Here is a 12,327-nt window from a genome sequence, read left to right as displayed (position 1 = left end):
AAACTCATCCGCGATATATCGTGCTCGGCTGGTTGCGTGCCGTGCCGCAGCCCCCGATGGCTCCCGGAGCTTATAAAGTCGAGGCCAGGCTCGCCACTGGAGCTAATCGGTGTGCCTTGGTAGCTTCAACCCATGGCCATCAAACTTGAGAACGTCGGTATCGCCGTTCGCGACCTCGAAGCAACTATCGCCTTTTTCACCGACCTCGGGCTCACGGTCGTCGGCCGTGACACGGTCAGCGGCGAGTGGACCGAGACTGCCACCGGACTTGATGGCAACCACGCCAAAATTGCGATGCTCCAGACCCCGGACGGTAATGGTCGACTTGAGCTCTTCGAATACATCCACCCCAAAGCGATCGAGTCGAACCCAACTCGTCCCAACGGCATCGGCATGCACCGCGGGGCCTTCTCGGTCGACGACATAGACAAAGCCCTTGAGGTCGCTGCGAAGCACGGATGCCGTCCGTTACGCGGCGTGGCGACCTACGGCGACGTCTACAAACTCACGTACCTCCGCGGTCCCAGCGGAATCATCGTAATGCTCGCCGAGAAACTCAAGAAAGACTGACAGCCGGATCGGCCCAATTAACCTGTGTTGCGAGCCTTAGGCCGTACGGCCAATAGGTCATCACCTACCGCCGTCGTCATCCGCACAGGTCGTAATCGCGTGGTGGCCGTGCAGGTGACTTTGGACATTTCGTGAAGACGACTTCGCAAATTGAAAACAGCCGAGGCCGCTCCGCTGATACTTTCCGTTTCCCATCTCCCAGGCGTAATCAGATGACGTCTGCAAATAAGTCAAAAATCGCCTCGGAGATTCGGAATCCGAGGTTTACCGGGCCTGCTGCCGGAATGGGGTGGGCCTTCCCGGTCGGCGTTCCACCACGGCATAGGCCTTTTCGTCGAAGAACTCCCAGTCGGTAATCACCATAAAGCCGAGGGCGTCCACGCGGTCGTTCAGGACATGCACGTCGAAGCCTCCGTCGCGGGGCTCGGCGTCCCAAGTGGAGACGTGGACCTCCCCGTTTTCCAGCACCAGCAGTTCGGTGTTGACGTTGAAGTCCTCCTGCGGCTGACTGCTCAGCTGGCAGATGGCGACACTGTGCCGGGTAAGGTCGGGACTGTTCATTTTCGGGCCTCCGTTTCGGGCGAACGGTGTTGGCATCATCCTATGCCCGGGGCCGGTTTTGACGACGTCGGTAGCACACTCGGCGGCCACAGGCCGACTTGAGCTCGATGTGACAGGCCGTAATCATTCCGTTACCGTTGTTAGGTGCCTGTTGTTTCCGAGACGGGCTCTTCCCAGCCGATTGCCTAACTCTGCCGCGGCCTGGGGATAACTCGCAGCAACGTCCGGCAGAGACGGGGAAACCAATTTTGACCCGCTGTTCTCCAGGGGTCTTGGGGTGAAGCCGCACGGTCCGTCATGAACGGGCCAGCGTGCGGCCGGGTGCCTCCCATCCGAATCCGACAGCTCACCTCGCAGGCATTGGGAGAGGCTCTTTCAATGACTTTTATCAATACCCGTGCGCCCAAACGCGCCGCCCTTCGCACCAACCGCCGCACCGCCAGCACCATTGGCCGCCAGGCTGCGGTTCTCGTAGCCGCTTCCGGAATGGTGCTCAGCGGCGCCATGGCCGCGAATGCAGCCGATGCACCGACCGAGCGAGACTCCGCACCGGCGGCGTCCGTTGACGTCAAGGGTCAGGTCTCCGCGCCCGTCCTGGCGGACTCGACCGTCCAGATCAACTTCGAGCGCCCGGCTGTTGCCACCACGCCGGCGCCCGTAGTCGAGGCGCCCAAGCCCGTGGCCGCTCCGAAGGCCCCGGCAGCGCCGGCCCCGGCCGCCGCCCCCGCCGCAGCCAAGGCGACCGTGAAGGTCCAGGCCGCACCGGCACCCGCCCCCGCCGCTGCCCCGGCAGCCGGCGGCGTGAACGCCACCCTGCTGGCCGTAGCTTACGGCCAGATCGGCATCACCCAGGACTGCACCGCGGTCGTGGAGAAGGCCCTGAACTCGGCCGGCATCCCGGTGGGCAACATCGGCCCGCAGGCCTTCCTGAAGTACGGCAAGGTCGTCGCGTCACCCCTGCCCGGCGACATCATCGTCCAGTCCGGCCACGTCGCGATCTACGCCGGCAACGGCCAGGCCATCAGCGGTGGCATGAACGGCGTCAACGCCACCATGACGCACCCGTTGTCCTGGCTGACCGCCACCGGCTCCGTGACGTTCGTCCGCGCCGGCTAGCAGCACCGCTAACACAGCACGTCGAAGACCGGTCGATCGGTTGCCTTGGGGGCAGCGGATCACCGGTCTTCTGCGTGTCCGGCGTCCGGCTCCACTGAATACCGCAGCAGCACCACGCCGTTGCCGAAGGTGCGGCTCTCCAGCAGCCGGAGCGGCGTCACCGCATCGGTCTCCCGGAACAGGGCACTGCCCCGTCCGATCAGGACCGGGTGCACATAGATCCGGTACTCATCGATCAGCCCGAGCCGCCGGAAGGATGCCGCCAGATCGGCGCCGCCCAGCGCCAGATCGCCGCCGGGCTGGTCCTTGAGCCTGGCCACGTCCTCGGCGACGACGTCGTGCACCACCTCGGTATTCCAGCCGGCCGACGTCAGGGTTCTGGAGTACACAATTTTCGGCATGTCCCGCCAGATCCCGGCGAACTCGACCATCGGGGCGGGGTTTGAGGGGTCTTGGTCCGCCGTCGGCCAGAAGTCGGCCATCAGCTCGTAGCTGACGCGGCCGTCCAGGAAAGCGCCCATGGTCCGCAGTTCGTCGTTGAAGTGGCGGTGCAGTTCATCATCGACCAGGTGCCAGCTCAGATCCTGCTCCGGCCCCTCGAAAAATCCGTCCAGGGACACCTGCATCATAAAGATGACCTTGCGCATGACGGGCTCCTTCTGTTCACTGCCGGCCGGGGTCCCAGCGTACGCCGCACCCTGCAGCCGCGCAGGGGAGGTGCCGTCGACGCCGGGCGGCAGCTTCTTGCCGTTCCGCGCGTCCAGCCGGCCTTGAAGGGGCAGATCGGTCAGTACCGGCAGCATCTTGCCGAAAAGGGAGCTCCGCGCCACGATAGACGGACTGGAAGTCCGCAACCGGCAGCATCCTGCCGAATGGAGCAGCCCAATGGGTGATGTGTCGTCGATTGGAGCCAGCATCCGGAGCGCCCGCAAGGATGCCGGGATCACCCAGGAGGACCTGGCCCATCTGGCCGGGACCTCGGTGCGCACCGTCCGGGCCATCGAAACCGGGACGGGCAACCCCTCGCTTCGGGCCGTGCTGGCCGTGAGCGATGTCCTGGGCCTGCAGCTGACAGTGCGCTGATGGCAGCCGAACTGCAGGACCTGAAGTTCGTCCGGGATGCGGACGTCTACAAGGGCGGGATCCTCGCCGGCCACCTCAGCAGGACCGGGTTCGGCGGGGTCCGGTTCAGCTATACCGCGGAGTACCTCGCCGGCGCCGGGCCAGCCGTGGCCCTCTCCCTCCCACTTACCGGGGAAGCGGTGGAAACCCCCGGAGGTGCGCTGCCGGCTTTCTTCGCCGGGCTGCTTCCCGAGGGTCACCGGCTTTCCGTGCTGAAGAACGCGACCAAGACCAGCTTTGACGATGAACTGACCCTGCTGCTGGCTGTGGGGGCCGATGTTCCCGGCGACGTCCAGGTGGTTCCGGCGGGCGAGATCCCGGCGGACCCGCCGGCCCTGGCCGATACCTCGAAGCCGGAGACGCTGGACTTCTCCCTCCTGGTCAACACCGTGGACCTCCACGGGCTGCCAGGCGTCCAGCGCAAGACCAGCGCCTCGATGCTGACCACGCCCCTGGCCGTCAGGGGCCACCGCTACCTGCTCAAACTGGACCCGCCGGAACATCCCCACCTGGTGGAGAACGAGGCGGCGCACCTGCAAGGAGCCCGGGCGCTGAAGATCCCGGTCGCCAGATTCTCTGTCATCCAGGACCGGAACGGCCTGAGGGGGCTGCTGGTCGAACGGTTCGACCGGGTCAAAGGCCCGGCCGGAACCTGGGTCCGGCTGCCGCTGGAGGACGGGACGCAGGTCCTGGGCCTGCCGCCGGCGTCCAAGTACGGCGTCAGCTCCGAGGAGGTGGCAACGGCACTCGCCGCCGCCTGTACCGCTCCGCTGCTCGCGAGCCGCAATCTGTATTTGCAGTTCGTCTTTGCCTGGCTGACGGGCAACGGGGACCTGCACGCAAAAAATCTCGCAGTCCTGGGCAGCCCGCGCGGATTCGTGATGGCCCCGGTCTTCGATGTCCCGTGCACCCTGCTTTACGGAGACGAGACCCTCGCGCTGCCGGTCTCCGGCAAGACCCGCCACCTCAAGGCCAGGCACTGGGCGGAGCTGGCCGGTTCGCTGGGCCTGCCGGAGCGGGCCGCCGCCGCAGCGAACCGGACCGCGCTTGCCGCGGCCGCCGGGATTAGACTGGAGGAGTTGCCTTTCACGGGGTCCCCGTTGCGCGGGGCCCTGCGGGAACTCCGGTTCCGTCGCCGGGAGCTGTCCGGTTGATCCCGGGCGCCGCGGGCGTGGCCACTTGCGCTCCGGCCCGCCCGGTAGAAGAATGCAGGAAATTTGGAGCCGCGCCGCGGCTCGTTACTTTCGGAGGAAAAGCATGCCCACGAGCCTGCCTGCGGCGTCAGCCGACGTCGCGCCCCCGTTGATGTTCCGGGGTTGAGACCGGTGGAATCCTGGGGACCCGGCCGGCACTACAGCAGCGGCCGGCACACACAAGAGTCAACCCGTGCGGCCGGGCCGCGCCTGCCAGGGGTCACGGGCGGGATCCGCCCGCAGTTCCTGATTGCCCTGGTGACCGTCCTCGGCCTGATCACGGCCGGCGCTGTTTACGGCACCATGCAGGCCAGGGATCCGGTCGACGCCGGGGCTGCTCCGGCTGCCTCGGTGTCCGCCTCAGCTGGTGCCGCCGACCCGCTGTCCGCGTCCGGCGGCGCAACGCCGTCGGCAGCACCCCCGACGCCGTCACCCGCAGTCGTCACGCCCCCCGCGCCCGCCATCGGGCCGGCGCTGGACGCGGAAATCAATGCCGTGATCGCGGCCAACAGCGGCTACGAGGTGGGTGTGGCCCTGATCGATGTGGCTGACGGAACGGTGCACGAATACGGGGACAAGACCAAATTTGTGGCCGCGAGCACCGGAAAGATCCTCGCTGCCGCCGCCTACTACCATCTGGTCGAAACCGGCAAGGCCTCGCTGGCAACCCCGATGGGGGCATCCACCGCCGGCCAGCAGATCCGCCAAATGGTCCAGCAAAGCAACAACGATTCGTGGGCACTGATCCTCGGAGCCGTGGGCCACAGGGGACTGATCAACTATGCCGCCTCGATGGGCATCCCCTACGACCGGACCGTGAACGCCCTGACGCCCGCCGAGATGGCCACGATTCTGTCCGAGCTGTACAGCGGCCGGCTGCTCAACGCCGCCAACACCGCCCAGCTGCTGTCCTACATGCAGCAGACCAACTACGAAACACTTATCCCGGCCGCCGCGCCCGCGGGGGTCAGCGTCTTCCACAAGTACGGGCTGCTCAACGGGAACCTGCACGACGCGAGCATCCTGGTGCAGGGGGAGCGGGCCTATGTGTTTGTCGTCTACACGCTGGGCCGGGACGGGGAGACTACCCGGGCCCGAGTCTTCCACGAACTCACCAAAACAGTCGCCGCCGGACTCTTTTTGACGAAAGCGGCCGTTCCCCCGGAGGACACACAACCGTACGCTGGAGAAGGGAGGTGAATGCCATGAAAGCAGCCCAGGGAGACCGCATCATCATCCGTGGCACTACGGTCGAGTCATCGGACCGGCACGGCGAAATTCTGGAGGTCAAGGGGGCCGACGGGGCCCCGCCGTATCACGTCAGGTTTGACGACGGCCATGAGACGATCCTGTTCCCCGGCGGCGATTTCGTCGTCGAAAGCAGCAAGGGCGCCGGACCGCGCTAGAAACTCGATGAACTCCCGGAGCCGGAGAAGCTTCCGCCGCTGCTGCCGTAGCCGGTGGTGCTGCTGCCGCCGCCGCGGGAGCTGCTGACACTGCTGACACCGCTGTTGAAGCCGGAGTTGAACGTCGGCACGGAGAGGAAGTAGTACGAGGGGTACACGGTGCCCAGGATGCTGGGTTCGTACGTGCGCCCGTACTTGGCCTTGCTTCCCGCCTGTGCGTCCTCCATCTCCTGGTGCATGAGCCGGGATTCCTTCTCGTTCTTGGCGAAGCCGGCAATCACGGTATCGGCGTGGTTTTTGAGCAGTTCGGAGAGGTGGGTGCGCGCGTCCCGCAGCCGGTCCAGGGCCGTCTCGGGCGTGATGGCTCCGTCCGAGAGTTCCGTGGTCCACCGTTCGATCTCCCGGTGGGTTTCGTCGCGGAAGGAGCGCAGGGCCGCGGCCGTCACGGAGTCGCCCTCGGCGTTGCGCTTGCTGAGCATCTGTTCGATGGCGGCCAGGTCGGCGCGGAAGGGGGCCAGCTGCCGGTCCCAGGCGGGGGCCCAGGCGGAGCCCCGGTTCAGCAGGGCGTTGGTGTCGGCGATGACGTCGTCGAGGGCATCAAGTTCCGCTGCGGCGTCGGCGTAGCGGCGGACCAGCTTCAGGTTCGGACGCCGGCTGAGGTCCTTGGGCGACAGGGCGTGGACCTGGTTGGCGAGGCCGGTGGCGGTGTTGTACTTGGCCATAAAGGTCCGGTGCTTCTCGAGGACGGTGCTGCCGTAGCGGGAGGCTTCCGGGATGGTGCCGGCGTTGAGCTCCGTGACCTGGAGGTCCATGCTGACGTTGGAGTAGCTGGCGTCGCCGCGGGCCAGTTCCTTGCGGCTGTCCACCCGGGTCCGCCAGCGCACGATCAGCCACGTGCCGGCGCCCGCGACGGCGGCCGCGACACTGGTCCACGCCACGACGAGGAAGGCCGTGGAGCGGTACCACGGCTGATTGATCAGTTCCGCGCCACGCTGGATCCCGGCGATGGTGCCGTCCGTCCACTGGGCATCGCGAAAAAGATCCTTGGAAGCGTCCTGGATGTCCTCGCGCTGTTCGGGCGAGACCTTCCGGTCCTCACCCATGTACGTCCCCACGTGCCGGCCCTCCGGGTCCAGGGCGAAGATGAAGAGCCCGTTCGCCCACTTTTGTCCGTCCTCGCTGATCCACTCCGGACGCTCGGTTCGGGCAAAGCGCAGCACTTCCTCGTTGAGGTTGTCCGACGCCGAACCCTTGTAGGTGTAGACGGCCACTTTGGTGGGCTGGTAGAAATCGATCGCCTGAACGGCCGGCAGGAGGGTGTCCCGGTCCAGCACCCCGGCCCGGTCCTCCACGACGATGTCCACCGGCGTGACGGCCTGCGCTGCCGGCCCGGTTCCCGCCAGCCCGATCAGCACCAGAGCCAGGAGGCCCAGGACTTTCCGTACGATTCCCATTTCCCGAGCGTAGTGCCTGCCGCGGGCCGCGTCGACGTGCCCGCGCCGACCGGGACCTGTCTTTCGGGGCTGGTGCCTGCTGCTGGCGAGGGCCGTCCGGGGTCGGCATAAGTGCAGGTCAGGACGGGACGGGCCGAAAGACACCATGACGGCGCGCCCCGGTTGCTACATACTGGCGGCATGAGTCCAGAGGCGAAAGAACCCGAGCCGGATGTGCCCGAACCGGCAGCACCGCCAGCGGCAGTACCCGCAGCGGTACCCGCAGCAGAACCGGCCGGGCCGGCGTCGGCAGGACCGTCGGGCACGGGGACCGCAGCAGAGCCGCGCCGGCCGGACCGCACGCTGCTCGCCATTCTTGCCGCTATCGCCGTGATCGTGGCTGTCGCCCTGATTGTTGTGTTCACCCGCGGCGAGCCGGCGCCGGTGGACGAGGCCACTCCCGCCGGGGTGGTCCAGCGGTATTCCGCCGCGGTGATTGCCGGGGACGAGGCTGCCGCGGCCGCCTACCTGACGGACGCCGCCAAGAACCGTTGCAGTACCAGCATGGAACGGATGTCGGGGGACAACCTCCGTGTCACACTCGTCTCAACGACAGAGCGGCCTGCCTCGGCGGACGTCAGGGTGCTGATCACCGTCTCCGAGGGTGGCGGGCCGTTCGGAAGTGCCGAGTACCAGATAGAGGACGAATTCGACCTGGTCAAGACGGGGGACCAGTGGCTGGTCGACAGGGCTCCCTGGCAGCTGACGGTGTGCCAGAACCCGGCGGTGAAGTGATGAGCGCTGACTCCGCCGTGGGCGGAGCCCAGCGGACCGTCCGCCGCCTCATCACCTACCTGCTGCTCTTCGCCCTCGTGGTGATCGCCGCCGTCGGGCTCAGCGGTCTGCTGGGACGGCTCCTCGTGGCGGACACCGTGCTGGCCACCGGAGACGTGGCCGGTCTGGCGCGCTCCCTGGCCTTCGCGCTGATCGGCGGACCCTTGGCCGCGCTCCTCTGGTGGGTTGTCTGGCGGCGCCTGGACGACGAGGCGGAGCGGGCGTCCGTCGGCTGGGGACTGTATGTGACCGGCGCCTACGTGCTTTCCCTGGTGCTGGCGACGAGCAACCTGCTCAGCACGGTGACCACGCTGATCGGCGGCCGGTCGCTGCAGTGGCGCCCGGCCCTGGCCACCGGGCTGGTGTGGGCAGCCGTCTGGGTCTGGCACCGGTGGATGTGGCGGCACCCGCGCAAGCGGCCCCTGGACATCGCCGACGCCCCCACGGTCCTCAGCAGCTACATCGGGCTCGTGATCGGGGTCAGCGGCGCCGTCTCAGCCCTGTCTGTCCTGCTTGACGCCGCTCTGCGCGGCGCGCTGGCCGCCTCGACGGTCGGCAAGCCCTGGTGGGTGTCCGCGCTGCAGTCCCTCGTCTGGGCCGCGGGAGGCGGGCTGGTCTGGTGGTGGCACTGGCAGCACGACGGCGGTCGTCGCCTGCGCGGCGATCTCGCCAGCGTCGGCCTCATCGCCGTCGGGGTCCTCGGCGCCGGGGTGCTGACCCTCGGCGGCGCGGGGATCACGGTATTCGTCCTGCTGCGGCTCGCCTTCGACCGCACCGAACCGATGAACCAGCTGCTCGAGCCGCTGGCGCCGGCCGTCGCCGCCGCCGCGATCGGGTCACTGGTCTGGGCGTACCACCGCGGGCTGGCCCGCGACAGTTCCGAAGCCATCCGGCAGGGAAGCCGTCTGGTGACGTCCGGCGTCGCCCTCGTGGCCGCCGCCTCCGGGATCGGCGTGATCGTGAACGCCGCCCTGGCCATGGCGGCGAACCCGCTGGCGGGCTCCGGGGCACGCACCCTCCTGCTCGGCGGCATCAGTTCGCTCCTGGTCGGCGGCGTTGTCTGGTGGCTCACGTGGAAGCCCCTGGAGAGGACCCCGGCGGCGGCGGCGCCCAGCCCTGCCGGCGACACCGGGAACTGGCAGAACGCCCGCCGGATCTACCTAATAGTGGTGTTCGGCCTCAGCGCCGTGGTCGCCGTCATCACCCTGCTGGTGATCGGCTACCGGGTGTTCGAGTACGTCCTGGGCGACATCTTGGGCGGCAGCGTGGTGGACAGGATCCGGGCCCCGCTCGGTCTGCTGGTGGCCACCGGCCTCGTCGCCGGCTACCACTTCGCGGTGTGGCGCCACGAACGTGCTGTCCTCGCGGCGGCGCAGCCCGCCCGGAAACGGACGATCGGTCACGTCGTCCTGGTGACCGGCACCGATCCGGCGCCGCTGCACAGGGCCATCGAGGACGTCACCGGGGCCGGGGTGACCGTCTGGAGACGGGCCGACGTCGCGCCCGGCGCCGCTGCCGCTGGCGACGACGGCCAGCTCGCCGGCCGGCTGGCAGGGGAACTCGAGGGTGTCACCGGAAAGCAGGTGCTCGTGACGGTCAGCCCGGACGGCAGGATCGATGTGATTCCGCTGCTGGGCTGAGGCGCCGGGGGCCCCTATTCCAGCTCGAACGCCCTCTTGTAGCTCCGCACCGCGTTATTGACGGTGGGGAAGAAGTGGTCCGGCCCGAACCGGCTGCTGACGCCGAACCGGATCAGACGGTCCTTGATGGGGCCCTTCATTTCGGCGAAGACCAGGCTGATGCCGCGCTTCGCGAGCTCGTCGTCGAGGGCCACGAGGTCATCCAGGGCGGTGGTGTCCAGGCCGGTGATGGCCTCCGAGGCCACGATCACCCACCGGACCGGTTCCGGGGCGTTGGACACCAGAGTGCGGATGTGTTCGGTGAAGACGGCGCCGTTGGCGAAGAACAACGGGGCATCGAAGCGCGCAATCACGAGCCCGGGGACGCGCTGGCCCTCGGGGTGCCGGTTCAGGTCGTGGTAACCGGGCACGTCTCCCACGCTGCCCAGTTCGGTGCGGTAGGGGTCCAGGGCGCGCAGCACAAAAGCGATCAGGGACAGGCCGATCGCGACCACGATGCCTTCGAGGACACCCACAAAGGCGACGCCCAGGAAGGTCGCGACCAGCAATGCGGCCTCGGTCCGGCTCATCCGGAGCAGCCGGAAGAGCGTTTTCACGTCGAGGATCGACGCCGCGGCGACCATCACGACTCCGGCCAGCACGCTGGAGGGCAGGAATGTCGTCAGCCCGGGTGCCAGGATCATGAACAGCAACACAAGGGCGGCGGCAACGGCTCCGCTCAGCGGGCTCTTGGCGCCGGCCTCGACGGCGATCGGGGTGCGCGAGGTGCTGCCGGAGATCGGGAATCCGCCAAAGAGGCCGCTGGCCACGTTCGCCACGCCGAGGGCTCCCATTTCCTGGTTCCCGTCCACCTGGACACCGCTCCGGGCGGCGAAGCTCTTGGAGAGCACTGTGGTATCGGCAAAGGCGATCAGGGCGATGCCGGCCGCCGGGCCGAGCAGGGCGATGACATCCTCCATGGTGATGCCGCCGAGGGCGGGAGCCGGCAGGCCTTGGGGCAGGGCCCCCACGGTGGGAAGCGCCGTCGTCAGGTCCAGGACGGCGGTGAGTGCCGTGGCTGCCACGACGGCGAGCAGCACACCCGGAAGCTTCCACGGCAGGAAGCGGCATCCGACGATGACGGCGATGGTGCCGGCGCCGAACAGCAGCGCCAACGGATTGATGCCGCCCTGGGCCACCGCCTGGACCGTCCCGGTGGCGCTGGTGACCAGGGACCCGCCCGTGCCCGACATGCCGAGCAGCTTGGGCAGCTGGCTCAGCATGATGACAATCGCGATTCCGTTGAGGTAGCCGACACGGATGGGCTTGGACAGCAGCCCGGTCACGAACCCCAGTCTGAAGACCTTGCCGACCAGCAGCAGGCCTCCGATCAGCAGGGCCAGAAGGCCGGCGAGCGCCACCGCCTCGTCGGGATCCTTGCCGGCCAGCGGCAGGACGGCAGCGGCGATCATCGGTGCCAGGCTGGAATCCGGGCCGATGATCAGGACTCGGGAGGGCCCGAAGACCGCATAGGCGAGCAGGGGGACGATCGAGGCATAGAGGCCCGTGACGGCCGGCAGCCCGGCGGCCTCGGCGTAAGCCATTCCGGCCGGAATGAGGAACGCGCTGAGTGCGGCGCCGGAGGCGAGGTCAGATTTCAGCCAGGGGCGTTCATAGTCCCGCATCATTCTGAGGCCGGGCGGGAGTTTCAGTGTCCTGGCGCCGCTCACGGTGGGCCTGGCTACGCGGCAGGGGCCGCGGAGTCGCCGGCCACCGGCGCGTCCTGGCCGTACTCCGCCGAAATGAGGATGGGGAGGTGGTCCGATGCCCCGCGAGGCAGGGTTTCAACACTCTCGATATTCAGCCCCTGGGAGGTGGCGAAGTCGAAGTGGCCCTTGAAGACCTTGTACCGCGTGTATGTCCGCCGGTCACTGAGGGTCAGGTCGTAGCCGGCATCCTTCATCTTGGCCGTGAGGTTCTTGGTGAAGAAGGGGTAGTTGAAGTCGCCCACCATCAGGGACATCAGGCCGCCGCGCATGCTGAGCAGTTCCGCGTGCGCGGCGTGGATCTGGTTCCGGCGCAGCGAGTTCGACGCCGTCAGGGGGGCCGCGTGGAACGACGCGATGACGAGGTCGTGGTCCGTCTCATTGTCGATCACCCGGGTGCCGATCAGCCGCTCGTGCGCAGGGGACAGGACGCGGTCGTGCAGCGATTTCTTCAGCGCGAAGGTCTTCGTCTCGTACGCCGTGAACCGGTCCATGCGGTAGTAGATCGCCAGGCCCAGCCGGTTGCCCTTGGTGGCGTCGGCAAGGTGCAGGTCACCTATGGTGTCCGGGAGGTCGTTCGTGTCGCACTCCTGGAGACACAAGGCATCAATCTCAAAATTGCTTGCCAGGTTAACCAGCTCACCGATGGCATGGTGCTTTCGCAGGTTGTAGCTGATGACTCGAATCAGGGGGGCACCTCTTCGGTG

13 protein-coding genes and 1 riboswitch are annotated in these 12,327 nt (G+C 67.6%); of the genes, 8 read left to right on the top strand and 5 right to left on the bottom strand.

Annotated elements, in window-relative coordinates:
• The first annotated feature begins 132 nt into the window (after positions 1-132).
• Positions 133-570, top strand: a complete 438-nt coding sequence (locus J2W14_RS19090; protein WP_307465449.1) for a VOC family protein — start codon at positions 133-135, stop codon at positions 568-570.
• A 264-nt stretch (positions 571-834) separates the two neighbouring features.
• Here J2W14_RS19090 and J2W14_RS19085 read toward each other — a convergent pair whose 3' ends face one another.
• Positions 835-1,131 carry a hypothetical protein gene (locus tag J2W14_RS19085; protein WP_307465448.1) on the bottom strand — a complete coding sequence of 99 codons (297 nt, stop codon included), beginning with the start codon at positions 1,129-1,131 and terminating at the stop codon, positions 835-837.
• A 203-nt stretch (positions 1,132-1,334) separates the two neighbouring features.
• Positions 1,335-1,505, top strand: a riboswitch (cyclic di-AMP (ydaO/yuaA leader).
• A 4-nt stretch (positions 1,506-1,509) separates the two neighbouring features.
• Between J2W14_RS19085 and J2W14_RS19080 the strand changes: the two genes are divergently transcribed.
• A complete protein-coding gene (locus J2W14_RS19080; RefSeq protein WP_307465446.1) occupies positions 1,510-2,247 on the top strand; it encodes a hypothetical protein in 738 nt (245 codons plus the stop codon).
• A 59-nt stretch (positions 2,248-2,306) separates the two neighbouring features.
• Here J2W14_RS19080 and J2W14_RS19075 read toward each other — a convergent pair whose 3' ends face one another.
• The gene (locus J2W14_RS19075; RefSeq protein WP_307465444.1) at positions 2,307-3,077 is read right to left on the bottom strand and encodes a dihydrofolate reductase family protein; all 771 of its coding nucleotides are present in this window, start codon (positions 3,075-3,077) and stop codon (positions 2,307-2,309) included.
• Between the two features lie 55 nt (positions 3,078-3,132).
• Here J2W14_RS19075 and J2W14_RS19070 point away from each other — a divergent pair, with 55 nt between their 5' ends.
• The 4 genes from J2W14_RS19070 (at position 3,133) to J2W14_RS19055 (ending at position 5,968) form a co-directional block, all read left to right on the top strand.
• Positions 3,133-3,330, top strand: a complete 198-nt coding sequence (locus J2W14_RS19070) for a helix-turn-helix transcriptional regulator (protein ID WP_307465442.1) — start codon at positions 3,133-3,135, stop codon at positions 3,328-3,330.
• A complete protein-coding gene (locus J2W14_RS19065; RefSeq protein WP_307465440.1) occupies positions 3,330-4,523 on the top strand; it encodes a type II toxin-antitoxin system HipA family toxin in 1,194 nt (397 codons plus the stop codon). The genes J2W14_RS19070 and J2W14_RS19065 overlap by 1 nt, the downstream gene beginning before the upstream one ends.
• Before the next feature lie 171 nt (positions 4,524-4,694).
• Positions 4,695-5,762, top strand: coding sequence for a serine hydrolase (locus J2W14_RS19060; protein ID WP_307465438.1), 1,068 nt, complete (start codon positions 4,695-4,697; stop codon positions 5,760-5,762).
• Positions 5,763-5,767: 5 nt separating this feature from the next.
• Entirely contained in the window at positions 5,768-5,968 is a 201-nt protein-coding gene (locus J2W14_RS19055) for a DUF1918 domain-containing protein (protein ID WP_307465436.1), read from the top strand.
• On the opposite strand, the gene J2W14_RS19050 is transcribed toward J2W14_RS19055, so the two are convergent.
• Positions 5,965-7,422, bottom strand: coding sequence for a DUF5129 domain-containing protein (locus J2W14_RS19050; RefSeq protein ID WP_307465434.1), 1,458 nt, complete (start codon positions 7,420-7,422; stop codon positions 5,965-5,967). The genes J2W14_RS19055 and J2W14_RS19050 overlap by 4 nt on opposite strands.
• A gap of 180 nt (positions 7,423-7,602) precedes the next feature.
• On the opposite strand from J2W14_RS19050, the gene J2W14_RS19045 reads away from it, so the two are divergent.
• Together J2W14_RS19045 and J2W14_RS19040 are read left to right on the top strand one after the other, a co-directional pair.
• Positions 7,603-8,196, top strand: coding sequence for a hypothetical protein (locus J2W14_RS19045; protein ID WP_307465433.1), 594 nt, complete (start codon positions 7,603-7,605; stop codon positions 8,194-8,196).
• Positions 8,196-9,875, top strand: coding sequence for a DUF5671 domain-containing protein (locus tag J2W14_RS19040; protein ID WP_307465432.1), 1,680 nt, complete (start codon positions 8,196-8,198; stop codon positions 9,873-9,875). Before J2W14_RS19045 ends, J2W14_RS19040 begins: the two co-directional genes overlap by 1 nt.
• Positions 9,876-9,889: 14 nt before the next feature.
• Here the strand turns inward: J2W14_RS19040 and J2W14_RS19035 are convergent, their stop codons facing one another.
• Together J2W14_RS19035 and J2W14_RS19030 are read right to left on the bottom strand one after the other, a co-directional pair.
• Complete coding sequence (locus J2W14_RS19035) at positions 9,890-11,584, bottom strand: SulP family inorganic anion transporter (protein ID WP_307465430.1); 1,695 nt, start codon at positions 11,582-11,584, stop codon at positions 9,890-9,892.
• Between the two features lie 11 nt (positions 11,585-11,595).
• Entirely contained in the window at positions 11,596-12,306 is a 711-nt protein-coding gene (locus J2W14_RS19030) for an endonuclease/exonuclease/phosphatase family protein (RefSeq protein ID WP_307465557.1), read from the bottom strand.
• Positions 12,307-12,327 lie beyond the last annotated feature (21 nt).

This window comes from Pseudarthrobacter oxydans (assembly GCF_030812335.1).
GTDB lineage: Bacteria > Actinomycetota > Actinomycetes > Actinomycetales > Micrococcaceae > Arthrobacter > Arthrobacter oxydans_B.
This window is presented reverse-complemented; position numbering and strand designations above follow the sequence as displayed.

Bases quoted from the DNA above. Each gene is read 5' to 3' on its own strand.
- J2W14_RS19090 (WP_307465449.1), top strand. From the start codon at position 133: ATGGCCATCAAACTTGAGAACGTCGGTATCGCCGTTCGCGACCTCGAA.
- J2W14_RS19085 (WP_307465448.1), bottom strand. From the start codon at position 1,131: ATGAACAGTCCCGACCTTACCCGGCACAGTGTCGCCATCTGCCAGCTG.
- J2W14_RS19080 (WP_307465446.1), top strand. From the start codon at position 1,510: ATGACTTTTATCAATACCCGTGCGCCCAAACGCGCCGCCCTTCGCACC.
- J2W14_RS19070 (WP_307465442.1), top strand. From the start codon at position 3,133: ATGGGTGATGTGTCGTCGATTGGAGCCAGCATCCGGAGCGCCCGCAAG.
- J2W14_RS19065 (WP_307465440.1), top strand. From the start codon at position 3,330: ATGGCAGCCGAACTGCAGGACCTGAAGTTCGTCCGGGATGCGGACGTC.
- J2W14_RS19055 (WP_307465436.1), top strand. From the start codon at position 5,768: ATGAAAGCAGCCCAGGGAGACCGCATCATCATCCGTGGCACTACGGTC.
- J2W14_RS19050 (WP_307465434.1), bottom strand. From the start codon at position 7,422: ATGGGAATCGTACGGAAAGTCCTGGGCCTCCTGGCTCTGGTGCTGATC.
- J2W14_RS19045 (WP_307465433.1), top strand. From the start codon at position 7,603: ATGAGTCCAGAGGCGAAAGAACCCGAGCCGGATGTGCCCGAACCGGCA.
- J2W14_RS19040 (WP_307465432.1), top strand. From the start codon at position 8,196: ATGAGCGCTGACTCCGCCGTGGGCGGAGCCCAGCGGACCGTCCGCCGC.